This window comes from Hymenobacter piscis, from assembly GCF_018760735.1.
Taxonomy (GTDB): Bacteria; Bacteroidota; Bacteroidia; order Cytophagales; family Hymenobacteraceae; genus Hymenobacter; species Hymenobacter piscis.
This window is the reverse complement of the sequence record NZ_JAHHZN010000006.1, coordinates 238,416-262,351: the sequence shown is the minus strand read 5'-3', so window position 1 is coordinate 262,351 and position 23,936 is coordinate 238,416. Positions and strand designations below refer to the sequence as shown.

Below are 23,936 nucleotides of genomic sequence, written 5' to 3'. Positions count from 1 at the left end.
TCTTTGGCCGGCTCAAGGAGGCGCGGGGCTTTGCCACCCGCTACGAGAAAACGGCCACCTGCTTCTTAGCCAGTGCTCACCTGCTCGCCGCCCTCGATTGGCTCCGATGACTGTCCACACACTCTAATCAAAATCTTACTTCCAACATCAGGCCTTCTATCGATTTCTGATGTTTTTTATAAAATAATTCAGTCAGCTATTGCATATATCAAAATTCCTCCCATACCTTTGCAACACCAACCCGGTACTCCTTCGTTAGCGACGAGGAAGTTTTCATAGGATTTATACAGAAGTGGCGAGAGAATAGGCTCCCTGACCCACTGGCAACCTTCGACCGCGCGAAAGGTGCCAATTCCTACCCGACCAGCCATCCGGCGGCGGGACATATAACCCAGGAGTACCATGCATCACACCCCCACTTTCGCCCAGTCTGCCCCTACCGCTCCGGCCACCTTCGGGTCTGCCGCTTTGCCGTGGGGTTTCCGTGTTGCTTCGGTTGCCGCTCCGGCCACCCACCGAATGCGAATGCGCGGCTGTTGCGGCGCGTGTTGTTGCTGTTGCTAGCCTAAAGTCCGGCTACGCAGCCCCCCTTCCCCTACTCCAGTTCCGGCGCTGACCGGTGGTGCCCACTACGGCACCCGGCCGCCCTCCCGCATCGTCGGGCCATTCGGCAACCCTGCTGGTTCCGAGGCACCTGATGCGGCCCCTGTCCCGCCCGGGCGGACAGCTTTCCAGCGGTTTACGCTCCCTGTTTCCATACCCAACGCCTTCTAAATCAGCCCCGTCATGTCCACTCAGAACTTCCACTTCGAAACCCTTCAGCTCCACGCCGGCCAGCAGCCCGACCCCGTAACCGGCTCGCGCGCCGTGCCCATTCACCAGACCACCAGCTACGTGTTCAAGAACGCGGAACACGGGGCCAACCTGTTTGCCCTGAAGGAGTTCGGCAACATCTACACCCGCCTGATGAACCCCACCACCGACGTGTTCGAGCAGCGCGTGGCGGCCCTGGAAGGCGGCGTGGCGGCGTTGGCAGTGTCGTCGGGGCAGGCGGCCCAGTTTATTGCCCTCAACAACATCCTGCAGGCCGGCGACAACTTCGTGAGCACCAAGCACCTGTACGGCGGCACCTACAACCAGTTCAAGGTGGCCTTCAAGCGGTTGGGCATTGAGGTGCGCTTCGCCGACGGCGACCAGCCGGCTACGTTTGAAGAGCTGATTGACGAGCGTACCAAGGCCATTTACCTGGAAACCATTGGCAACCCCAGCTTCAGCATCCCCGATTTTGAGGCCGTGGCCGCCATTGCCCGCAAACACGATCTGCCGCTGGTGGTGGACAACACCTTCGGGGCGGGCGGCTACCTGTTCCGGCCTCTGGAACACGGCGCGCACATTGTGGTGGAATCGGCCACGAAATGGATTGGCGGCCACGGCACCAGCGTGGGCGGCGTGATTGTGGACGGCGGCACCTACGACTTCGGCAACGGTAAATTCCCGCAGTTCACCGAGCCGTCCGACGGCTACCACGGGCTGGTGTTCAACGACGTATTCGGCAAGAACGGGCCATTCGGCAACATTGCCTTTATCATTCGGGCCCGGGTGGAAGGCCTGCGCGACTTCGGCCCCTCGCAGAGCCCGTTCAACTCCTTTTTGCTGCTGCAAGGCCTCGAAACCCTGAGCCTGCGGGTGGAGCGCACCGTGGAAAACGCGCTGCGCGTGGCTACCTGGCTGGAGCAGCACCCGCAGGTGGAAGCCGTGAACTACCCCGGCCTGCCGAGCAGCCCCTACCACCAGCTGGCCCAGAAATACCTGAAGCGCGGCTACGGCGGGGTACTCACCTTCGCCATCAAAGGCAGCAAGGAAACGGCCACCCAGTTCATCGATAACCTGAAGCTGGTAAGCCACCTGGCCAACGTGGGCGACGCCAAAACGCTCATCATCCAGCCCTCGGCCACCACGCACCAGCAGCTTTCCGACGCCGAGCAGCTGGCTTCCGGCGTAACGCCCACGTTGCTGCGCCTGTCAGTAGGCATCGAGCATTTCGACGACATCCGGGCCGACTTGCAGCAGGCCTTCGACGCCGTGCGCAACGCCGCCACCCCCAATACGGCCGAAGGCACCCTACTGCCCGAGCCCGAACCCGAACACGCTGCCCCGCTGGAAGTGTAAAACTTGAGAGGGGTTACCGTCCGGCAGCAGGTGAGAGAGCGGCCGGACCAACACCTTCCAGCAGGCAGCGGCGGGCGTACGCCGGGACTTTTCGTGAGAGAGGAAGCCCCGGAGCTACGTCGCCCGCGCCTTTTTGTGAGAACTGAATGATGAGTGATGAATGGGTAGTCTAGCTCGGCTGGACCAACTCCCATTCGTCACTCATCATTCAACTCTCATCACTCATCCTTCTTAACTCCCCCTGTAAAAATGCCTTCCGAAGACGCCCACGTGTTTCGCCTGCCCCGAGCCTTACGGCTGGAAAACGGAGCTGTGCTGCCGCATGTGGAGGTAACCTACCACACCTACGGCCGCCTCAACGCCACCCGCGACAACGTGGTGTGGGTGTGCCACGCCCTCACGGCCAACTCCGATGTGCTGGACTGGTGGCCCGGGTTGGTAGGGGCCGGCTGCCACTTCGATCCGCAGGACTGGTTTATTGTGTGCGCCAACGTGCTGGGCTCCTGCTACGGCACCACCGGCCCGCTCACCCCCGATCCGGTAACGGGCGAGGCGGCGTTCCAGGCGTTTCCGCTGGTTACCATCCGGGATATGGTGGCGGTGCACGAGGCCCTGCGCGAGCATCTGGCCCTGAGCCAGGTGCACACGCTCATCGGGGGGTCGTTGGGCGGGCAGCAGGCGGTGGAGTGGGCCGTGCAGCGGCCCGAGCTATTTGAAAACCTGGTGCTGCTGGCCACCAGTGCCCGGCACTCGGCCTGGGGCATTGCCTTCAACGAGGCCCAGCGGCTGGCCATCCTGGCCGATGCCACCTACCCGCTTAACACTCCCGGCGGCGGCGCGGCTGGCCTGCGCGCGGCCCGGGCCGTGGCGTTGCTCAGCTACCGCAGCCACAGCGCCTACGGCCAGACCCAGACCGACGCCGACGACCATAAGCTCGATGACTTTCTGGCCAGCTCTTATCAGCGCTACCAGGGTGATAAGCTGGTGGCCCGCTTCGATGCCTACAGCTACGTGGCCCTGAGCCGGGCCATGGACTCGCACCACGTGGGGCGGGGCCGGGGCGGGGTAGCAGCGGCCCTGGGCCGCATCCGGGCCCGCACGCTGGTGCTGGGCATTACCTCCGATGTGCTGTTTCCGCCCCGGGAGCAGCAGGAGCTGGCCCGCTACATCCGGGGGGCCATGTACGCCGAAATGGATTCGCAGTACGGCCACGATGGGTTTCTGATTGAAACCGCCCAAATCACCCACTTCCTCGAACGATTCTACGTCCAGACGTATGTCCACTAACCTTGCCGCCCCTGTTGCTTCCGTTGTTGCCGCCCCTGCCGCCCAGCCGTGGCGCGTGGGCCTCATTGGCTTCGGCTGCGTGGGCCAGGGCCTATACGATATTCTGCAGCAGCGCCCCGAAACGGGCTTTACCATCAGCCGGATTGCCGTAAAAACGCCAGGCAAGGCCCGTACCCTGCCCGCCGAGCGGTTTGAGTTCGACGCCGACGCGTTGTTGAGCGACGACTCGCTGGACGTGCTGGTGGAGGTGATTGACGACGCTGACACGGCCTTCCGGCTGGTGAGCGAGGCCCTGCGCCGGGGCCGCCGGGTGGTTACGGCCAACAAGGCTATGCTGGCCCGCCACCTGCCCGCGCTGGTGCAGTTGCAGCGCGAAGGCCAGGGCACCTTGTTATATGAAGCAGCCGTGTGCGGCAGTATTCCGGTGATCCGGACCCTCGATGCCTACTTCGGCACCGAGCCCCTGCGCCGCCTCACGGGCATTCTCAACGGCTCCTCCAACTACGTGCTTACCCGCATGGGCGAAGCCGGTTCCGATTACGCCCCGGCTCTGGTGGAAGCCCAGCAGCTGGGCTTCGCCGAAACCGACCCCAGCCTGGACATGGGAGCCTTCGACCCGCGCTCCAAAGCTGTGCTGCTAGCTGCTCACGCCTACGGCGCATTCCTGAACCCCGACGAGGTACTGAACCTGGGTATTGAAGGCATCAGCGCCGTGGACATTGCCTTTGCCGCCAGCCAGGGCCAGAAAATTAAGGTGGTGGCCGGCCTCCAGCGCCTGCCCGACGGCCGCGTGACGGCCCTGGTCACGCCCCAGCTGGTGGGCCCCGAGTCGCCGCTGTACAGCGTGGACCACGAGTTCAACGGCGTGGTGATTGAGGCCGACTTTGCCGGTGAGCAGTTCCTGCGGGGCCGCGGGGCGGGCGGGCATCCCACCGGGTCGGCCGTGCTGGCCGATCTGGCCGCGCTACGCCAAGGCTTCGCCTACCAGTACCCTAAAGCCGCCGAAGCCCCGGCCTACGCCTCCGACCTGGAAGTGGAAATCTACCTGCGCACCGACGAGGACCGCATCATCGATCTGCTCGATTTCAGCGAAATTTCCGAGGAAGCCGACGAGGACGAGTACGTGGTCGGCTACGTGGCCCTGGCCAACCTCATCCGCCACCGCGACACGCTGCGCAAATACGGCGCGTTCATCGTGCGCACCGGCCAGTTGCGGCCCGTGGGCGAGGCCGTAGCGGCGGCGTTAGAGCAAGCCTAAGCCCGCCCTGCTACTCCGCCGGCCCTGCTGCTTCCGTGGCCGAGGTATCGGCGGACAACGGCAGCGTCTGCGGCGGCACTATTGCCCACGCATCGGTTCCGGCCACAGCCAGCCGCACGGGGCGCGGAGGCAGCGCGGCCATAATTTGGGCCACCCGGCGCGGATTGAGAGCCTGGGCCAGGAGCGGACCGGGCGCGCCGCTACCGAGCAGCGGGCGCAGGAAGTCGCGCATAGGCGCAAAAACCGAATCGATGTAGGTGGGCTCGAAGGAGTAGGGCACGTGGCCGGCCCCACGCAGGCGGCGCAGCACGTTGGGCACGCCCACGGCCGTAGCCCGCCGGCTCAGCGCCCCGCTGCCCGCCACCATCTGGGCCGGCAGCTGGGCCCCGATTTCGCCCCGGCCGAAGGGCACCAGTCCGTCGCGGGTGCCGTGGGCGCTGAACAGGGGCACGTCGCCGGGTTCCAGCCAGCGGGCCTGGGCCAGGGCGCCGCACAGGTTGAGGACGCCCCGCGGGCGGCTGCTGTAGCCCTGGTGGCCGCCGGTGCCTTCGAGTCCGCCCAACTCGGCCAGGCCCAGGTAGGCGGGCACTTCGCTGGCCTTGTTAAGGTAGCCGGTTTGCAGGGCCATGAAGCCCCCGGCCGAGGAGCCGCCCACGAACACGTACTGCGGGTGCACCCGAAACCGCCGGGCCGTGGCCGCATCGTGGCGGAAGAAGCGCACGGCGGCCCGCATATCCTGGGTGGCCCGGATGGCGGCCCGCCCGATGCCCACGCTGTCGAAGGGAAAGAAGTAGAGGCGGTAGTCGATGGTGGCGGCCACGTAGCCGAGGCGGGCCAGGCGGGTGCAGAGCTCGGTCATCAGGGCATCGTCGCGGGTGCCGGTCAGGAAGCCGCCCTCGTGGGCCAGCACCACCAGCGGCCGGCGGCGTACGGTGTCGCCGGCCGGCTCGTACACGTCGGCGTACAGCGTCTGCGAGAGGCCGAGCAGCGTATTCACCCGGGCAAATTCCACGTTGTGGCGCACCTGCACCTTGCCAAACACCGGCCGGTGGTAGCGGCCGCCGGTGGTATCAATGGGGGCCGGCTGGGCCGTGGCCACGAGGGGCAGCCAGATCAGAAAGAGGAGGAACAGTAAGCGCACGGGCAAATAACGGATGAAACCCGCAAACGCCAGCGGTGCCGGGATAGTGCGGAGCGGGAGCATGGCATTGTTCAGCACATCCTATAGAACGTTATCCAGCCCGTCATTCCGAGCGAAGCCGAGGAATGACGGGCTGACGTCGCCAAAGTGATTCTACAGTCAGGATTACCAGCACAACATCAGCACGCGAGATTCCTCGGCTTCGCTCGGAATGACGTTCTTCTGTACTCCGCCAAATTATCAGCGTTCCGCGATACGCGAAGCAAAAGCTTCGCGCTACATTCGCCTTTCTTCCTGCCTCATGCCCACTATTGCCCCCGCCCCTCTCCGTCCTGGCGACCAGGTTGCCATCGTCTGCCCCGCCCGCCAAGCCTCCCACCAGGAGCTGGCGGCCGCCGTGGCCACCCTCGAAAGCTGGGGCCTGCGCGTGGTACTCGGGGCCAGCACCAACGTGGCCCACCACCAGTTCGGGGGCGACGATGAAATACGGCGGCAGGACGTGCAGCAGCAGCTCGACAACCCCGCCATCCGGGCCATCCTGTGCGCCCGGGGCGGCTACGGCACCACCCGCATCATCGACGGCCTCGACTTCAGCCAGTTTGCTCAGGCCCCCAAGTGGATTGCCGGCTTCTCCGACATCACCACCCTCAACTGCCACCTGCTGGGCCGCGGGTTCCGGAGCATTCACGGCGTGATGCCGCTGCTGTTTCACCAGGAAGCCGGGCAAGACTCCCTGGAAAGCCTGCGCCGGGTGCTGTTCGGGGAAACCATGGACTACGCAACGCCCGCCCATCCGCTCAACCACTTCGGCACGGCCGCCGGCGAGCTGGTGGGCGGCAACCTGAGCATCCTGCAAACCCTCACCGGCACCCCCTCCGACGTATCCACCGCCGGCCGCATCCTGTTTCTGGAGGACATCGACGAGTACCTCTACGCCATCGACCGGATGCTGGTGCACCTGGACCGCACCGGCAAGCTGGCCGGGCTGGCCGGGCTGGTGGTGGGCCACTTTACCAACCCCCAGGACAACACCGTGCCCTTCGGCCTCACGCCCGGCGAAATCATCCACCACTACGCTGCCCGCTATAATTTTCCGGTGGCCCACGGCTTCCCCGTCGGCCACGAGCCCCGGAACCTGGCCCTCGTGGTCGGCCAGCCGGTTCGCCTGACGGTGGACGCCGCCGGGGTGCGGCTGGTGGGGCTGTAGGGGTTGGTTGCTGGTTGTTGGTTGTTGGTTGTTGGTTGTTGGTTGTTGGTTGTTGGTTGTTAGAGAAAAGGACCGTCATCCTGACGGAGGAAGGATCTTTTCACGTTTGAAAGAACCGTCTTACCGATCATCTTTCCTGAGTAAAAAGGTCCTTCCTTCGTCAGGATGACAGTTCTTTTTTGCCATAAGCCCCCACCCCCATGACTATCCGCCTCCTGCCCGCCGAAGCACTTTCCGCCTACCAACCCCACCTGATGGAGCTGCTGCGCGACGCCGTGGATTCGGGGGCTTCCGTAGGGTTTCTGCCGCCGCTGCCGGACGCGGAGGCGCGCCGGTTCTGGCAGGAGTTGGGCCCGGCCCTGGCGGCCGGCACCACGCTGCTGCTGGTAGCGGAAGAGGCCGGGCAGCTGGTGGGTACCGTGCAGCTCCACCTCGCCACCAAGCCCAACGGCCGGCACCGCGCCGAAGTGGCCAAGCTGCTGGTACATTCCCGGGCTCAGCGCCGCGGCATCGGCCGGCAGCTGATGCAGGCGGTGGAGGAGTTGGCCCGGCAGCATGGCCGCCGCACGCTGGTGCTGGATACCTTGCAGGGCGCGCCTTCCGAATTGCTCTACCAGGGCCTGGGCTACGTGGCCGCCGGGGCCATTCCGGCCTTTGCCCGGGTGGCCAGCGGGGCGCTGGAACCCACGGTGGTCTATTATAAGCTGCTGGAGTAGCCGGCCGCCCCGTCATTCAACAAGCCCGGCAACCCTTCTTTTTCGAACAGAATCCGGCCGATTTTCAGACTCGACCAGCCTGCTTGCAGGCGGTAGGTGAACACGGGCAGCCCCTGTTCGAGCTGGCAGGCAATGCAGTAGGTACGTCGGCCGGGCTGGGCGGGCAGCTCGCTTTCGAGCTGGAGCAGGTGGGTCGAAATCAGAAAGCAGGACTGCGGGAAGCGGGCCAGCCCGCACACGGTAGCGCGGGTGATGTCGAGGGCGTCGTCGACGTTGGTGCCCCGGAACAGCTCGTCGAACACGGCAAACACGCGGCCGGGCCCTTGCGCGGCCTCCAGCACCGCTTTCAGGTTGCGAATTTCGGCCATGAAATGGCTGTAGCCGCTGCTGAGGCTATCGGTCAGGTTTACGGCCACCACGATGGAGGCGTAGAACGGCAGCCGGCACGCGGCGGCGGGCACGCCCAGGCCGGCGTGGGCCAGGTACACGCACAGTCCCACGGCCTTGAGCAGCGTGGATTTGCCCGACATATTCGGGCCGGTGAGCACCACCACGTTATCGGCGGGGTCCAGCTCAAGGGTATTTTTTACCGGGGCGGGCAGGAGCGGATGGTAGAAATCGGCCAGATGCAGGCCCGCCGCCTGAAACCCGGGGAACACGAACCCCAGCTGGCGCATCCCCTTCGCGGCCGACCAGCAGGCTTCGAACCAGAAAAACGCCGCCCAGAAATCGGCCAGTTCCTCCGGGCGCACGGCGGCCAGCTGCCGGGCAAACACCACCATGCGAGCCGCCGAGAACTGGTCTTCGGCAATGGCCGCGGCCGTATCGGCGAGGCTGAACCGCCCCAGGAAACGGGTGATAACGCGCAGGCGGGCCTGGGCCGGAAGCGGAAAACCGGGGGTCGAGAGCCGACTGAAGTAGTGCTGCTCCAGCCGCCGCAGAAACTGAATGGCCTGCACGTAACGGGCCCGGCTGCGGTAGCGCGCCTCTTCCGAGAGCAGCAACCGGGCCGCCAGCCGCACCCGGCTGGTTTCCAGCGCCAGTTGCCCGCTCACTACCTCGTGCAGAAACCGTTGCACTTCGGGCAGCTGAAGGCGGGAGTAGCTGAACTCCGCCACCACTGCCCACTGCCCCAGCAACGCCCGGAACACGGCCTGCTTCTCCCGGATTTGCTCCACCGAAGGCGGCACTTCGCCCAGCAGCCGGCGCAACGCTTCCTCGGCCGGGTAAGAATAGGTGAAGTTGAGCAGGGGTAGGATTTCGGCTTCGAGCCGCAAATCAGATACGAGAAGCATAGAATCAGATAAACCAGGAGCCGCTATAACGCCAACCGCCCCGGCAGCTTGCGCAACCGGGACGATTTTCACGCTGTTTTCAGGCCAGAGCCGGCGTGTTGGCGCGCCCGAGCTACTGGCCCGGCTTCTGCCGGCGCAGGAAGCTGAGGACGTTTTCGTTGAACAGGGGGCCGTTTTCCTGGGGCGCGTAGTGCGTCAGGCCGGGTAGAATGACTACTTCGCCCCGGGGAATACTTTGCGCAATAAGGCGGGTGTGGGCCTCGCGGATGATATCCTTCTCGCCGGCCAGCACCAGCACGGGGGCCGTGATGGCCCGGAGCTGGGCGGGCTGCATCTGCGGATATTTCAGCAGCATCGTGCTCAGGCGGCGGGCCCGGCGGAAGCTCTTTTTAAACGGCGATAGGGTGGTGAACAGCATCTTGCCCTGGCGTACTTCCTTCAGCATCTTGGGGTCTACGGCCGTGGTATCGGCGTAGAGGTTGGCCCCCATCGTGACGAGGCTTTTCACCTGGGCCGGGTAGCGCAGGGCCATGCTCAGGCCGGTGTTGCCCCCGTCGCTCCAGCCTACGATATGGGCCGCAGGCAGCTGCAATTGCTCCAGCAGCGCGTGCATGTCATCGGCAAACAGGTCGTAGCTGAGCGGGCCTTTGGTGGCGGCCGACTGGCCCTGGTCGCGGGTGTCCACGGCAATAACCTGGTACTCCCGGGCCAGCGCCCCGATCTGCTGGCGGAAGCTGCTGATGGACTCCCCGTTGCCGTGCAGCAGCAGCAGCGGCTCACCCTGGCCGTAGGTTTCGTAGTAGAGCTTCACCCCGTTGGCCGTCACGAAATGGCCCGCCGCCGGGTTGCGGCCGTAATTCACAATGTCGTGGCCCTGGAGGCGCAGATAGCGGTTGCCGGCGCCGTCGGCCACTACCTGCCGGGTAAAGCTTGGCGTCAGGTAGAACGGCTTCCAGCCAGCCGGAGCCGCGCCGGCCGAATCGGGGGCGGCCTGCTCGAAACTGGGGTTGCGCAGGGTTACGGCTTCCCATTGGCCCGGGCGGCGCTCCACTTCCAGCGTAAAGTCATCGAAGCCGAACGGTCCCTCCAGGTAGCCCAAACCGGTAACTGCCACCGTATCGGCCTGCTTCGGAATTTTCCCCTCGACGGTATAGGTGCGCCACTGCTTGTCCACCGCTTTTTTGGGCAGACTCTCCACGCTCAATATCTGCCGCTTGGCGCCAAAACTCGCCAGCAGAATCCACGCATCGGCCTTGCCGGCCTGCGTGGTGTCCACGCTGATGCGCGCCGACAGCCGGTAAGCCAGCCCAGCGAAGGGCTTGGCATCGATATTCTGCCGGATGCCATCCACTACCGATAGTTGGGGAGCCTGCTGGCTGCGGGCCGGCAGGCTCAGGGCCAGGTAAAACAGTCCGGTTGCCAGTAGAGGGCGCCGCATGATAATCGGATTTGATCAAGTGGATAGAAAACACAAAAGCTCCGGCAACCTACGTCGCCGGAGCTTTTCATCAAAGAAAGCAGCTGAATTTACTCCCCGTACACCACCGTGAGCAGGGTCTGCCCTACAGCTTTGAGGGTGCGCCGGTCGATAATGCTCATGTTGTCCTGGGTGGTATGGTGGTAGGGCTGAAACTCGCCGGTGGGCAGAAAGTCGATGATGTCGATGGTCCGCACGCCGGCCTTGTTCGTGTTCACGTGGTCGTCGTCCACGGCGAAGCCCTCGGCGAAGAGGAAGTAGTCGGAGTAGCCCAGCTCGGAGGCCGTGTTCCAGACCTTTTCCAGCACATCAGGCGCCTTCTCGCGCGACAATGCTTCGCGGCTGAACCTGGCTCCTTTGGCCCCCACCATGTCGAGCAGGATGCCGAAGTTGGGCTTGTAGTTAGCCGGCACCGGATTTTTGGCCCAGTACTGGGAGCCCAGGCACCAGCTGTCCTGCTGGCCGAGCAGGTTCTTCTTCTCGCCCTGGGTGCTGCCGTCGTAGCCGTAATCTTCGGCGTCGAAGAGGATGAAATCGACGCCCACGCCGGGGGCCGCGCCGGCCGCCTGGGCGCTCAGGACGCGGGCCATTTCCAGGGCCACGGCCACGCCGCTGGCCCCGTCGGAAGCCCCGTCGAGGGGCGCGTTCTTATTCTGCTGATCCTTGTCGGCGAAGGGGCGGGTATCCCAGTGGGCGAAAATGGCCACCCGACGCGGGGCCTCGGGCATGTAGCGGGCAATAATATTGCGCGACTTGAGCATGTTGCCATCGAAGGCCATGGCCTCGAAGGGCTGTTCCTGCACCGTGAGGCCGTACTTTTTGAACTGTCCGATAATCCAGTCGCCGGTTTGCACGTGGGCCTTGGTATTGGGCACCCGCGGCCCGAAGGCCACCTGCCGGGCCGTGAAGGCGTAAGCCGAGTCGGCGTTGAAGGCGGGGGCCTTGGGCAGGCTGGACTCGGAGGTGGCCGCGGCTTCGGTGGCTTCCTTTTTTTCGGGGCAGCCGGTGAGCACGAGGAGCCCGGCCAAAGCCGCCGGCACGAAACGGGACATAATTTTCATAAAACAAACACTTCAGATTTCCTTCGGCGGCACTGCCAGCCAGAAATACCAGAGACGAAAAGAAAGCAAAACCCGGCGGAAGGCCCGAAGGTGCCCGCCGGGCCGTGCAAGCTACGGCTTGCGCCGCACTTTCGGCCAACGTCTATTCTTCGCTATAGGCCCAGTCGACGCCGGCTTTGGAGTCTTTCACCACGATGCCCTGCTGCTTGAGCGCGGCCCGGATTTCGTCTACTTTGCCGTAGTCCTTGGCGGTTTTGGCTTCCTGGTAGAAGTGCAGGGTGAGGCCCAGCAGGTCTTCGGCGCTGGCCCGGGGCTCGTCGCGCAGGCCCAGCACGTCCTGCACCAGGGTGCGGTAGGTGGCAATGGCTTCGGCGAGGGCCGCGGGGCTGAGGCTGGCCAGGGTGGCGGGATTGGCGGCGTAGCCGTTGAACTTGCGCAGCAGGTTAAACAGGCTGGCCAGGGTGCGGGCCGTATTCAGGTCGTCGTTGAGGCCGGCGTAGCAGTCCTGGGCCAGCTTGCCCAGCTCCGCGTCGGCGGCGCTGGTGTCGGCGGCCACTTCCGCTGCTTCGGGCAGGCGCAGCTTGTCGAGCAGGCGCAGGCCGTTCATGAGCTTGCGGTAGCCCTTGCCGGCCGCCAGCAGGCCCTCATCGGTAATGTCCACGGGGCTGCGGTAGTGGGCCTGGAGCAGGAAGAAGCGCGCCGTCATGGGCGAGTAGGCCTGGGCCAGGGTGGTGTTCTCCCCGCTGAAGAGCTGGCTGATGGTGATGAAGTTGCCGAGCGACTTACTCATCTTCTGCCCGTTCACGGTAATCATGTTGTTGTGCATCCACACCCGGGCTTCGCTGGTGGGATGGTCGCAGGCCTGGCTCTGGGCAATTTCGCACTCGTGGTGCGGGAACATCAGATCCAGGCCGCCGCCGTGAATGTCGAACTCGGCGCCGAGGTACTTGCGGCTCATGGCCGAGCACTCCAGGTGCCAGCCGGGGAAGCCGTCGCTCCAGGGCGAGGGCCAGCGCATAAGGTGGCGCTCATCGGCCTTCTTCCAGAGGGCAAAATCGAGGGGGCTGCGCTTCTCATCCTGGCCCGCAAGGTTGTCGCGGGAGCCAGCCAGCAGCTCTTCCACCACCCGGTTCGAGAGCTTGCCGTACGCGCGGCCGGCGGCGTTGTAGGCGGGCACATCGAAGTACACCGAGCCATTGGACTCGTAGGCAAAGCCGTTGCCGATGATCTGCTGGATCATCTCAATCTGCTCGATGATGTGGCCACTGGCCCGGGGCGTAATGTCGGGCGGCAGGCAGCCCAGGGCCGCCATGTGGTCCTGGTAGAGGTTGGTGTAGCCCTCGGCCACTTCCATGGGCTCCAGCTGCCGGGCCCGGGCAATTTTGCCGATTTTGTCCTCGCCCTCGTCGGCGTCGCCTTCCAGGTGGCCCACGTCGGTGATGTTGCGCACGTAGCGCACGGTGTAGCCGAGGTGGCGCAGGTAGCGCGTGAGCACATCAAATACCACCGGGCCGCGGGCGTTGCCCACGTGGGCTTCGTTGTACACGGTGGGGCCGCACAGGTACACGCCCACGAAGGGAGCGTGCAGGGGTTCGAAGGGAGCCTTCTGGCGGGTAAGCGTATTGTAGAGCGAGAGGGAGTGCTGCATAGGTGCAAAAGTAACCGCAGTTTCTGCAGTAAAAGTGAGGGGCCCGGATTTTATCAAGTAAGACGTGAACCCGGAAAACGCCCGGTTCTGCCACCGGGTTCGAATGAAATAACCGGCATTTCCTACAAAAAAGCCGCAACCAAGTTTAAAATCCGGCCCAGTCAGTACAAAACCTGCGTTGGCCAGTCTATAAAGTTCCCTGGGCAGTATGTAACGTCCGGTTGGTAGTATAAGGTGCCGATGGTTTGGGGGTACGTTGTGGTGACGCGTATTTGCGTCTCGGTGTCGAGCAGTCTTTGGGGCCAGTTCTGGGCAGCACCATCAGCCAAGGTTGGTGGCGAAGAAGCTCAACGATGAGACGCAACTATGCGTCTTTACCTTCAACTCAGTAGTTCCTTGTGCAACCTGCCTTACTCGCCCTTGGGCCGCAGCTGGTAGGTGGCAGTGGTAGGAAAGTGGTCGGAGTAGGGAATTTCGTAATTCACCCAGAAGTCGTTGATAAGCCAGCGGGGGCCGGCGAACTGGTTGTCGATGCGCACAAAGGGCAGGCGGCCGTTGTAGGTGCTGCCCACGCCGTTGCCCACCGTGGTCCAGGCGTTCTGGAAATGGTCGGCCAGCTGGTCGTAGCTGTAGCTGTAGGGCACGTCGTTGAGGTCGGCGCAGAGCAGGATGGGGTACGGGCAGCGGGCGAAGCGGTTCACCAGCGTATCGACCTGCCAGTGCCGGGCCACGGCCCCGCGCTTGAAGCGGCGCAGCAGTCCGAGCCCTTTTTGCTTGAGGCCGGCCTTGCTGGAGTAACTGTCCACGATGTCTTTTTCCTCCATGCTCATGCTTTGCAGGTGGAAGCTGTACACCCGGATGGTATCCTGGCTGGGCAGGCGCACATCCACCCACATGGCGTGGTTCTGGGTGAGCTTGCCAAAGCTGATGGTGCCCCGCGCCACCACGGGAAAGCGCGAAAAAATGGCCATCCCAAACTCGGCCCCGGCGGCATTGGTGAGCGTCTTCGACAAAAAGGCCTCCCGCCCGGCCCGCCGCCCGATTTTGTCCACCGTCCGGAACACGTCGCCGTCGCGGGTTCTGATGCCGGCGGGCTCGTTGTAAAACTCCTGGAGGCACAGGATATCGGCCGGGTTTTCGGCCAGCCAGCGCACCATTTCGCGGGACGATTGCAGGCCCTGGTTGCGCAGCTGCGGGTACACGTTGAAGATGCGCACGTTGGCCGAGAGCACCTTCACCACCGGTCCGGCCCCGGCTTTTTCGGTGGCCGAGGTGAGGCGCAGCGGGTGCAGGGCCAGTCCGCGCTGGAAGTGGGGCCAGGTGAGCACGGCCAGTGCCAGGGGCAGCAGCGCCACCGGCCAGCGCCGCAGCAACCAGTAGCCGGCGGCCAGCAGGTTCAGGCCCAGGGCCACGGGCAGGGTGAGGGCGCCGAAAATGGCCGGCCAGAACGTGTAGGCCGGAATCTGGGCGCAGCCGATGGCCACCAGCACCCACCCCATCACCAACAGGGTACATTTAAAAGCAAACGAACGACGCACGGGCTACCTTCTTTCCGCCAAACTGATCAGGCCGGTAAAGGTACTCCTTCCGCACCAGCCGGCCGCGGACCGGCCCTCTGGCCTGCGTTTTGCGCGGCCGAATTGCTACCTTTCCCTCCGCTTACTTTATTCCGTGGTATGACCAGACTCTTTACCCTCATTATTCTGTGCCTGTTGCCGTTAACGCTGGCCGCCGCGCCCCGCCCGGCCTTTTCTCCCGCTCCTGAGCCGACCCTGGAATTTGTGGAGAACAAGGGTCAATGGAACTCTGCCGTACGCTACCAGGCCGAGCTGCCGGGCGGGCGGCTCTATCTCACGCCTACTGGCTTCACGTATTCCTTCCTCGACCCGGCTGTGCTGCGGGCCCACTCCCACCGCCAGGAGGCCGCCCCGGCCGGGGCGGCCCTCGCGCCCGAGCCCGATGCCCTGGTGCGGGGCCACGCCTACACCGTCACGTTTGAGGGCGGTAGTGCCCGCGCCACTCTGGCGCCCAGCCAACCCACTGCCGGCACCCGCAACTACTTCCTCAGCAACAACCCACGCGAGTGGGCCGGCGCCGTACGCGGCTACCGCCAGGTGCGCTACGCGGGCGTGTATTCCGGCATCGACGTTCAGCTCTACGAAAATGCCGGGCAGCACCTGGAGTACGACTTCCACCTGGCCCCCGGTGCCCGGGCCGCCGATATTCGCCTGCGCTACGCCGGCGCCCAGAGCCTGCGCCTCTCGCCCGAAGGCCACCTGCTGATTGAAACCAGCGTGGGCACCGTTACGGAGCAGGCCCCGCAGGCCTGGCAAACGGCCGCCAACGGCGAGCGGCAACCCGTGGCCTGCCGCTTCGAGCTCCAGGGCCAGACTCTGCGGTTCCGCCTGGGCAGCTACGACAGCAAACGTGCGCTTACCATTGACCCCACGGTGCTGTTTTCCTCCTTCACGGGTTCCACGGCCGATAACTGGGGCTTCACGGCTACCTACGATGCCCAGGGCAACATGTACTCGGGCGGCGTGGTATTTGGCACCGGCTACCCGGCTTCGCCCGGGGCTTTCCAGACCAACTTTGCGGGCAGCGGCGACGTGGCCATCATTAAGTACCAGGTCACGGCCACCGGGCCCGCCGCCCGCCTCTACGCCACCTACCTGGGCGGCAACAGCACCGACGCCCCCCACAGCCTGGTGGTCAACGGCCGCGACGAGCTGGTGATTCTGGGCACCACGGGCTCCGGTAACTTCCCCGTCAGCAGCGGGGCCGTACAACGAGCGTTCCGGGGAGGACCGGCCTTCGGCACGGCCGGCCGGCCCATGGAATACCTGCAGGGCTCCGACCTGTTCGTGGCTACGCTCAGCTCCGATGGCTCCCGGCTGGTGGCCGCCACCTACCTGGGCGGCACCGGCAACGACGGCCTCAATATGCCGCTCTCGAATAATTACGGCGACCCGTGGCGGGGCGACGTGCTGACCGACGGCGACAACAACGTGTACCTGGCCTCCGTGACGCAGAGCAGCAATTTTCCCGTGGCCCAGGCCCTGCAGAGCCGGTTCCGCGGAACGTCCGATGCCGTGGTGGTGAAGCTGCCGCGCCTGCTCGATGGCCTCACCTGGAGCACGTACCTGGGGGGCAACCAGCACGACGCGGCCTTCTCGCTCCAGCTCACCCCCGACCGCCACCTCTACGTGGCCGGCGGCACCACCAGCTCCGATTTCCTGACCTCCTCCACGGCCCTGCAACCCAAGTGGAACGGCGGCCGCGACGGATTCGTGGTCTGCTTTACGCCCGACGGCACCGCCCTGCGGTCCAGCACCTACCTGGGCACTGCCGATGACGACCTGGCCTTCTTCCTGCAGCTCGACAACAGCGGCGACGTGTACGTGCTGGGCCAGACCAGCTCCCCCAGCTACCCCATCACGCCGGGCCTGTACGGCACCCGGGGCGCCCGCCAATTTATCCACAAACTCACCGCCGACCTGCGCACCACGGCCTACAGCACCACCTTCGGCACGGCCGGCCAGACCAATATTTCCCCCACGGCCTTTCTGGTAGACGACTGTGAGCGGGTGTACGTATGCGGCTGGGGCGGCACCACCAACCGGGGGTACGCCGACGGCTCTACCACCGGCCTGCCGGTTACCTCAAATGCCGTGCAGACTACTACCGACGGCAGCGACTTTTACCTCGCCGAATTTGCGGCCGGCCTCAAGAGCCTGAAATACGCTACTTTCTTCGGGGAGCAGGGCGGACGCGGGGAACACGTGGATGGCGGCACTTCGCGCTTCGATAAACGGGGCGTGGTGTACCAGGCCGTGTGCGGGGGCTGTGGCGGCACCCAGGGCTTCCCGCGGCCCCGTGGAGCCGGGTACTACAATACGACCAACGCCAGCCCCAACTGCAACAACGCGGCCTTTGCCATCAGCTTCGGTCTGGTGGTGGCCGATCCGGGTCCCACCCGCTACGTCTGCGCCGCCGATGGCCCAGTGGTACTGGGCGGACAGCCCGCCGGAGGCACCTGGAGCGGCCCCGGCGTCAGCCAGCGGGCCGATGGGCGCTACCAGTTCACGCCTTCCGCGGCTCTGGTGGGCCGCAATGTGCTGGCTTACTCGGTGCAGGCCACCGGCATCTGCGTCAGCACCCGCCCGCTGCGCATGATCGTGACGCCCGTGCTGCAAGCCGAAATTGCGCCCGTGCCCGACTTCTGCACCAACGACGGGGCCTTCCGCCTGGAAGCCACGCCCGCGGGCGGCACCTGGAGCGGCCCGAAAGGCTTGTCCGGCAACGTCTTCGACCCGCGCCAGTCGGGCCCGGGTACGTTCACGCTCACTTATTCGCTGGCCGATTCGCTGGGCTGCGGACAGGCCACGCGCACGGTGGTCGTTTCGGCTCCGCCCACTCCCCGGGCCGGCCCCGACCTCACTTTCTGCGCCTACGAAACCCAGGCCGTGCAGCTGACCGGGGCCACGCCCGCGGGCGGCACCTGGAGCGGCCCCGGCGTCACGCCCGACGGCCTGTTCACCCCGCCCGATACCAAGCTGCGCGGTGGCATCTTCACCCTGACCTATACTGTTACAGACAAAGGCTGCCCGGCCACGGCCACCCGGCAGGTGCTGCTGGCACCCTCGCCCAGCGTCAACTTTCCGCTCAGCGTGCCCGAGTGCACCGCCTTCCCGCAGTATACCGGCCTGGCCCCGTTTGCCTGCTCCTTCGAGCCGGTGCTGACCGGCGGCACTTACGAGTGGGATTTTGGCGACGGCAGCGCCCCTTCCACCGAGGAGCGGCCCCGCCACGTGTACGAAACGCCCGGCACCTACCAGGTCAGGCTTACGGCCCGCTACGCCAACTGCACCGTCGAAACCAGCTTCGTGCCGGTGGTGGTGGGGCGCACCTTCGTGCCCAACATCATCACGCCCAACCACGACGCTAAAAACGAAACCTTCATTCCGTACTTCAGCTGCCAGCCCGCCACCCTGCGTCTGTTCACGCGCTGGGGCAACAAGGTGTACGAAACGGATAACTACCGCAACGACTGGCGCGCCGACAACCTGCCCGACGGCCTGTACTACTACCACCTCAAGGACGCGGAGGGCCGTTCGGCCAAGGGCTGGCTTACGGTACAACGCTGAGGCCGGGCAGCTTGCTTTCTGGTGTTAGACGTTGTATATTTGCACCACAAAACCAGGCACGAACAGAGGGGACGGATAGTCCCCTCTTTCTTTTTACCCGCCCCGCCCGGTTCCTTTTGCTTATGAATCTCGACCGTAACCTGCTCGCCGAAATGCTCCAGGACAGCCTGCCCCTCGATGGCGGCCTGTTCGTGGTGGACCTCGCCGTTTCAGATTCCATCCGGCCCAAAGTCACCGTCACCCTCGACGGAGAGCAGGGCCTGGGCATTGATGAGTGCGCCCAGGTCAGCCGCCGGCTGGCCCGCCGCGTAGAAGAGCACTACGGCGACGAGCTCAGCTACACGCTGGAAGTGACCTCGCCCGGGGCCGACCAGCCCCTGACCAACCCGCGCCAGTACACCCGGCACGTGGGCCGCACGCTCAGTCTCAAGCTGACCAACGGCACCGACAAAACCGCCGTGCTCGAAGCCGTGGAGGCCGAGGGCCTGCAGGTGGCCGAAACCATCAAGGACAAGCACAAAACCAAAACCCTGCCCGCCGCTTATCTGCCTTTCGCCGATATTGCCGAAGCCCGGGTTGTTATTTCCTTCAAATAGCCCTCTGGCGCCCTTCCCTGATAGCTGTCGGGTGAAGGGCCCTGTCTCTGAGTTATTCACCTAGTAGCACCCGTTGTCAGGTCTTCTGCGGCAGACTGGCAGCGAAAAGCTGATAGCTAAAAGCTTAAAAAATGAACAGCACCGTCCTGATTGAATCGTTTGCCGAATTCGCCCGGTCCAAAAACATCGACCGGCCCACCATGATGAGCATCCTGGAGGAAGTATTTCGCACGATGATCCGCAAGAAGTACGACGACGACTCGAACTTCGACGTGATTCTGAACGTGGACCAGGGGGACCTGGAAATCTGGCGCAACCGCGAAATCGTGGACGACAACTCGGAGGACATCTGGGATTTCGACAAAATTCCGCTGGCCGAAGCCCAGAAAATCGAGCCCGACTTCGAGATTGGCGAGCAGGTGGCCGAGGAGGTGAAGCTGGAGGATTTCGGCCGCCGCGCCGTGCTCATGGCCCGCCAGACGCTGATTCAGCGCGTCAAGGACCTCGAGCGCGACAACCTCTACCAGGCCTACAAGGACCAGGTGGGCGAAATTGTGGTGGGCGAAGTGTACCAGGTGTGGGGCCGCGAAGCCCTGATTCTTGATAAGGACGAGAACGAGCTGGTGCTGCCCAAGGGCGAGCAGATTCCGAAGGACCGCTACCGCAAGGGCGACACCATCCGCACCGTAGTGCACCGCGTGGACGTTATCAACGGCACGCCCAAAATCATCCTCTCCCGCGCCGCGCCGGCCTTTTTGGAGCGCCTCATGGAGCAGGAAGTGCCCGAAATCTTCGACGGCCTGATCACCATCAAGAACATCGTGCGCGAGCCCGGCGAGCGGGCCAAAGTAGCCGTAGAAAGCTACGATGAGCGCATCGACCCGGTGGGCGCCTGCGTGGGCATGAAGGGTTCCCGCATCCATGCCGTCGTGCGGGAGCTGGAAAACGAAAACATCGACATCATCAACTACACCGATAACCTGGAGCTCTACATCGCCCGGGCCCTGTCGCCGGCCAAGCTCACGTCGATGAAAATCAACGAGCAGACCGGCCGCGTATCGGTATTCCTCAAGCCCGATCAGGTGTCGCTGGCCATTGGCCGGGGCGGCGCCAACATCAAGCTGGCCTCGCGGTTGGTAGGCATGGAAATCGACGTCTTCCGGGACGCCGGCGACTTTGAGGAAGACATTGCCCTGGACGAGTTCAGCGACGAAATCGAAGGCTGGATTCTGCAGGAGCTGAAGAAAATCGGCCTCGACACCGGCCGCGCCGTACTAGCCGTCAGCAAGGACGACATCGTACGCCGCACTGAGCTGGAGGAGGAAACTGTGGAAGAGCTCTTCCGCGTAATCCGCCAGGAGTTCGAGGACGGGGAAGAAACGGATTCGGACGTAGCCCCCCGGGCCGCAACTCCCCGGGCCCAGACGCCCGCCGAGCCTGCCACCGACGCTACGGCCGACGAAACGGAGGCCGCCCCGGCTACTGAGCCAACTGCGGAGGCTTCCACTGACGAAGAGCCGCAGCAGCCCGTGGCGGAGCCCGGGAAAAACGAGGAAGCACCAAATTCCGGCGCCGCGCAATGAGTGCGCGGCGGCCGGTACGGCAAGGGCGTTAAAATTAGGCCGGACGGCTTGATTTCAACGTCGCCCGGCAAGATTTAATGTAGTACCTTTGCAACTGAATAAGAGTATCGTTCGCGAGCATAGAATGGCGGAAGCAGCAACCAAACGGCTGAATCAGGCGGCCAAAGACCTGAACGTTGGCTTGTCCACAATTGTGGACTATCTGACAGAAAAAGGACATTCCATCGAAAACAAACCGACGACCAAGCTAACGGCCGAGCAGGTAACGCTGCTCAATAAGGCCTTCGCATCGTCGGCGCAGGATAAGATGGAAGCGGCCAAAGTAAGTCAGGCCAAACGGCAAAGCGAGCTGGAAGCAGCGGCTGCTCAGGCCCGTGCGGCCGAAGCTGCCGCGCCCAAACCGGCTCCGGCGCCCGTTGCTGCCCCCACTCCGCCGCCCGCTCCCGCCCCCGTGGCCGAAGCGCCTAAACCAACTCCCGCCCCGGCTCCTGCCCCCGCGCCCGCCCCGACTCCTGCTCCGGCAGAAGCCAGCCGCGTACCCGGGCTGAAGGTGCTGGGCAAAATTGAGCTCGACGCCAAAGGGCGGCCCGTGCCACCTAAGCCCGCTGCGGCGCCGAAGGCTCCCGAAGCCCCGGCTCCGGCGGCTAAGGCTCCGGAGGCCGCCCCGGCTCCCGAGGCTGCCAAGCCCGTGGAAGCGCCCCAGCCCGTTGCGGCCCCGGCTGCCAAAGCGCCGGAAGCCCCTCAGGCTCCTGCGGTAAAAGCTTCCCCGGTTGCGCCGGCTTCGGAAGTGAAAGCGCCCGTAGCGGCAGCGGCCAAGCCGGCTGAAGCCCCGAAGGCCAGTCTGCCGGCCGAGCCGGCCAAGCCCGCCGAAGCCCCGGCTCCGGCGGAGGCACCCGCCGAAGACAACACCATCGTCGCTAAGGCGGATCAGCTGAAAGGCCTTACCGTACTCGGTAAGATTGAACTGCCCCTGGATTCTTCGCGCCGCGGGGGTCGGGGCGCTCGTCCCGTGGCCTCCTCCGATGTGCGCAAGAGCGGCCTCGGAGCCGACAAGAAGAAGCGCCAGCGCATTCCGATGAACGGTCCCGGCCAGCAGACTGCTCCCCCCCGCCCGGGTGGACCCGGTCAGCAGGGTGGTGGTCGTGGCCCTGGTGGCCCTGGTCAGCAAGGTGGCGGGCGTGGCCCGGCCGGCGGAAACCGTGCCGGTGGAGGCAACACCCGTCAGCCTGCTGTACCGCTCACCCCGGAGCAGAACGACAAGCAGATTCAGGAGCAGATCAAGGCCACGCTGGCCAAGCTCAGCGGCGGCCGGGGTCAGTCGCAGAACCGCGCCAAGTACCGCCGCGACAAGCGCAGCAATGCGGCCGAAGACCGCGAAGCCATGCGCGCCCAGAATGAGCTGGATGCCAAGACGCTGAAAGTAACCGAGTTTATCTCGGCCAACGATCTGGCCTCGCTCATGGACGTGTCGGTGAACGAAGTCATCAAGATCTGCCTGAACATGGGCATGTTCGTGTCCATCAACCAGCGCCTCGACGCCGAAGCCATCACCGTTATTGCCGATGAATTCGGCTACGACGTGGAATTCCTGTCGGCCGAGGAAGAGGACACCATTGTGGAAATCGAGGACAACGAGGAAGACCTCCAGCCGCGGGCCCCGATTGTGACCATCATGGGTCACGTCGACCACGGTAAAACCTCGCTGCTTGACTACATCCGGAGTGCCACGGTAGCCAAAGGCGAAGCCGGCGGTATTACCCAGCACATCGGGGCCTACGACGTGATGACCAAATCGGGCAAGCGCGTCACCTTCCTCGATACGCCGGGTCACGAAGCCTTTACCGCCATGCGGGCCCGGGGTGCCAAAGTCACCGACATTGCCATTATCGTGGTGGCGGCCGACGACTCGGTAATGCCCCAGACGAAGGAAGCCATCAACCACGCGCAGGCGGCGGGGGTGCCCATCGTGATTGCCCTCAACAAGATTGACAAGCCCGGCGCCAACGCCGATAAGGTCCGCGAGGAGCTGTCGGTTATTAACGTACTGGTGGAAGAGTGGGGTGGTAAGTACCAGAGCCAGGAAGTATCGGCCAAAACCGGTCTGGGCATCGACGACCTGCTGGAGAAAGTGCTGCTGGAAGCCGAGATTCTGGAGCTCAAAGCCAACCCCGACCGCAAAGCCGTGGGTACGGTTATCGAAGCCTCGCTCGACAAGGGCCGGGGTTACGTAACCACCATCCTGGTGCAGACCGGGACCATGGAAGTGGGCGACATCGTGCTGGCGGGTCCGCACTTCGGCCGCGTGAAGGCCATGACCGACCACCGCGGCAAGAAGATGAAGAAAGCCGGTCCGGCCACGCCGGTGCAGGTGCTCGGTCTGACGGGTGCGCCCCAGGCCGGCGACAAAATCCAGGTGATGGAAACCGAGCGCGAAGCCCGCGAACTGGCCACCCAGCGTCAGCAGCTGGCCCGGGAACAGAGCATGCGCACCAAGAAGCACATCACCCTCGACGAGATTGGTCGCCGTCTAGCTATCGGCTCGTTCAAGGAGCTGAACGTAATTGTAAAAGGCGACGTGGACGGCTCGGTGGAAGCCCTGGCCGACTCCCTGCTCAAACTGAGCACGCCGGAAATTGCGGTCAACATCCTCAGCAAAGGGGTGGGCGCCATTTCGGAATCCGACGTGTTGCTGGCCTCGGCTTCCGATGCCATCATCATCGGTTTCCAGGTGCGGCCCTCCATGAGTGCCCGCAAGCTGGCCGAGCAGGAGCAGATCGACATCCGCCTCTACTCGATTATCTACAACGCCATCAACGAGGTGAAGGATGCTATGGAAGGCATGCTGGCCCCTACGGTGAAGGAAGTGGTAGTAGCCAACGCCGAAGTGCGGCAGGTATTTAACATTACCAAAGTGGGCACCATTGCCGGCTGTATGGTAACGGACGGCACCTTCACCCGCAAAACCAAAGTCCGCCTCGTGCGCGACGGGATTGTGGTGTACTCGGGCGAAATCAAGGACCTCAAGCGCTACAAAGACGATGTGTCGGAAGTGCGCCAGGGCTACGAGTGCGGTATTTCCCTCAAGAACTTCGACGACCTCAAGGAGGGCGACAACATCGAAGGCTTCGAAGAGCAGGAAATCAAGCGGACGCTGTAAGGCGTCTGTTTCCTCCAGATTATTTTTTTACGCGGGTTGCAGCCTCTACGGGCCGCAACCCGCGTTTTTTTGTCTTCCGGCCCCGACCTGCGCGGCACCGCGAGGAGACATCAACCGAGAATTAGAATTTCCTTATATTCAGCTTTGGGGCCGACGACCAGCCCCCAGGCTATCCGTCCGCGACGCGAGGGGAG

General features: G+C 64.3%; 14 protein-coding genes, 1 pseudogene and 1 riboswitch. Of the genes and pseudogenes, 9 read left to right on the top strand and 6 right to left on the bottom strand.

All coding sequences use genetic code 11. The annotated features are described in order from the left end of the window. The first annotated feature begins 279 nt into the window (after nucleotides 1–279). A riboswitch (SAM riboswitch) is annotated at nucleotides 280–393 on the top strand. A gap of 393 nt (nucleotides 394–786) precedes the next feature. From KLP40_RS09130 to KLP40_RS09120, 3 genes are all read left to right on the top strand, one after another. Further along, complete coding sequence (locus tag KLP40_RS09130) at nucleotides 787–2,169, top strand: O-acetylhomoserine aminocarboxypropyltransferase/cysteine synthase family protein (protein WP_215593468.1); 1,383 nt, start codon at nucleotides 787–789, stop codon at nucleotides 2,167–2,169. A 249-nt stretch (nucleotides 2,170–2,418) separates the two neighbouring features. Beyond that, a complete protein-coding gene (metX, locus tag KLP40_RS09125) occupies nucleotides 2,419–3,456 on the top strand; it encodes a homoserine O-acetyltransferase MetX (protein WP_215593467.1) in 1,038 nt (345 codons plus the stop codon). Further along, nucleotides 3,446–4,714: a homoserine dehydrogenase gene (locus KLP40_RS09120; RefSeq protein WP_215593466.1), complete on the top strand. Its 1,269-nt coding sequence runs from the start codon at nucleotides 3,446–3,448 to the stop codon at nucleotides 4,712–4,714. Before metX ends, KLP40_RS09120 begins: the two co-directional genes overlap by 11 nt. 10 nt (nucleotides 4,715–4,724) lie before the next feature. On the opposite strand, the gene KLP40_RS09115 is transcribed toward KLP40_RS09120, so the two are convergent. Beyond that, nucleotides 4,725–5,855, bottom strand: a complete 1,131-nt coding sequence (locus KLP40_RS09115; protein ID WP_215593465.1) for an alpha/beta hydrolase — start codon at nucleotides 5,853–5,855, stop codon at nucleotides 4,725–4,727. A gap of 301 nt (nucleotides 5,856–6,156) precedes the next feature. Between KLP40_RS09115 and KLP40_RS09110 the strand changes: the two genes are divergently transcribed. Beyond that, nucleotides 6,157–7,062 carry a S66 peptidase family protein gene (locus KLP40_RS09110; protein WP_215593464.1) on the top strand — a complete coding sequence of 302 codons (906 nt, stop codon included), beginning with the start codon at nucleotides 6,157–6,159 and terminating at the stop codon, nucleotides 7,060–7,062. Nucleotides 7,063–7,262: 200 nt separating this feature from the next. After that, on the top strand, nucleotides 7,263–7,778 hold the full coding sequence (locus tag KLP40_RS09105) for a GNAT family N-acetyltransferase (protein WP_215593463.1): 516 nt from the start codon (nucleotides 7,263–7,265) through the stop codon (nucleotides 7,776–7,778). Here the strand turns inward: KLP40_RS09105 and KLP40_RS09100 are convergent. From KLP40_RS09100 to KLP40_RS09080, 5 genes are all read right to left on the bottom strand, one after another. Continuing rightward, nucleotides 7,760–9,073: a MutS-related protein gene (locus KLP40_RS09100; protein ID WP_215593462.1), complete on the bottom strand. Its 1,314-nt coding sequence runs from the start codon at nucleotides 9,071–9,073 to the stop codon at nucleotides 7,760–7,762. The two genes, KLP40_RS09105 and KLP40_RS09100, sit on opposite strands and share 19 nt — an antisense overlap. 112 nt (nucleotides 9,074–9,185) lie before the next feature. Beyond that, on the bottom strand, nucleotides 9,186–10,511 hold the full coding sequence (locus KLP40_RS09095; protein ID WP_215593461.1) for an alpha/beta fold hydrolase: 1,326 nt from the start codon (nucleotides 10,509–10,511) through the stop codon (nucleotides 9,186–9,188). A gap of 89 nt (nucleotides 10,512–10,600) precedes the next feature. Continuing rightward, nucleotides 10,601–11,611, bottom strand: coding sequence for a M28 family peptidase (locus KLP40_RS09090; protein ID WP_215593460.1), 1,011 nt, complete (start codon nucleotides 11,609–11,611; stop codon nucleotides 10,601–10,603). Between the two features lie 142 nt (nucleotides 11,612–11,753). Then, nucleotides 11,754–13,259 carry a cysteine--tRNA ligase gene (gene cysS, locus KLP40_RS09085; RefSeq protein ID WP_215593459.1) on the bottom strand — a complete coding sequence of 502 codons (1,506 nt, stop codon included), beginning with the start codon at nucleotides 13,257–13,259 and terminating at the stop codon, nucleotides 11,754–11,756. A 410-nt stretch (nucleotides 13,260–13,669) separates the two neighbouring features. After that, nucleotides 13,670–14,797: an endonuclease/exonuclease/phosphatase family protein gene (locus KLP40_RS09080; RefSeq protein ID WP_215593458.1), complete on the bottom strand. Its 1,128-nt coding sequence runs from the start codon at nucleotides 14,795–14,797 to the stop codon at nucleotides 13,670–13,672. A 138-nt stretch (nucleotides 14,798–14,935) separates the two neighbouring features. Between KLP40_RS09080 and KLP40_RS09075 the strand changes: the two genes are divergently transcribed. The 4 genes and pseudogenes from KLP40_RS09075 (at nucleotide 14,936) to infB (ending at nucleotide 23,742) form a co-directional block, all read left to right on the top strand. After that, entirely contained in the window at nucleotides 14,936–18,406 is a 3,471-nt protein-coding gene (locus KLP40_RS09075) for a DUF7948 domain-containing protein (protein WP_215593457.1), read from the top strand. 122 nt (nucleotides 18,407–18,528) lie between these two features. Beyond that, nucleotides 18,529–19,002, top strand: a complete 474-nt coding sequence (locus KLP40_RS09070) for a ribosome maturation factor RimP (protein ID WP_215593456.1) — start codon at nucleotides 18,529–18,531, stop codon at nucleotides 19,000–19,002. 131 nt (nucleotides 19,003–19,133) lie between these two features. After that, a pseudogene (nusA, locus tag KLP40_RS09065) lies at nucleotides 19,134–20,369 on the top strand (transcription termination factor NusA); the annotation flags it as partial. 340 nt (nucleotides 20,370–20,709) lie between these two features. Beyond that, complete coding sequence (gene infB / locus KLP40_RS09060) at nucleotides 20,710–23,742, top strand: translation initiation factor IF-2 (RefSeq protein WP_215593454.1); 3,033 nt, start codon at nucleotides 20,710–20,712, stop codon at nucleotides 23,740–23,742. Nucleotides 23,743–23,936: the final 194 nt, after the last annotated feature.

Bases quoted from the DNA above. Each gene is read 5' to 3' on its own strand.
- infB (WP_215593454.1), top strand. From the start codon at position 20,710: ATGGCGGAAGCAGCAACCAAACGGCTGAATCAGGCGGCCAAAGACCTG.
- KLP40_RS09105 (WP_215593463.1), top strand. From the start codon at position 7,263: ATGACTATCCGCCTCCTGCCCGCCGAAGCACTTTCCGCCTACCAACCC.
- cysS (WP_215593459.1), bottom strand. From the start codon at position 13,259: ATGCAGCACTCCCTCTCGCTCTACAATACGCTTACCCGCCAGAAGGCT.
- metX (WP_215593467.1), top strand. From the start codon at position 2,419: ATGCCTTCCGAAGACGCCCACGTGTTTCGCCTGCCCCGAGCCTTACGG.
- KLP40_RS09100 (WP_215593462.1), bottom strand. From the start codon at position 9,073: ATGCTTCTCGTATCTGATTTGCGGCTCGAAGCCGAAATCCTACCCCTG.
- KLP40_RS09110 (WP_215593464.1), top strand. From the start codon at position 6,157: ATGCCCACTATTGCCCCCGCCCCTCTCCGTCCTGGCGACCAGGTTGCC.
- KLP40_RS09120 (WP_215593466.1), top strand. From the start codon at position 3,446: ATGTCCACTAACCTTGCCGCCCCTGTTGCTTCCGTTGTTGCCGCCCCT.
- KLP40_RS09090 (WP_215593460.1), bottom strand. From the start codon at position 11,611: ATGAAAATTATGTCCCGTTTCGTGCCGGCGGCTTTGGCCGGGCTCCTC.
- KLP40_RS09075 (WP_215593457.1), top strand. From the start codon at position 14,936: ATGACCAGACTCTTTACCCTCATTATTCTGTGCCTGTTGCCGTTAACG.
- KLP40_RS09130 (WP_215593468.1), top strand. From the start codon at position 787: ATGTCCACTCAGAACTTCCACTTCGAAACCCTTCAGCTCCACGCCGGC.
- KLP40_RS09070 (WP_215593456.1), top strand. From the start codon at position 18,529: ATGAATCTCGACCGTAACCTGCTCGCCGAAATGCTCCAGGACAGCCTG.
- KLP40_RS09095 (WP_215593461.1), bottom strand. From the start codon at position 10,511: ATGCGGCGCCCTCTACTGGCAACCGGACTGTTTTACCTGGCCCTGAGC.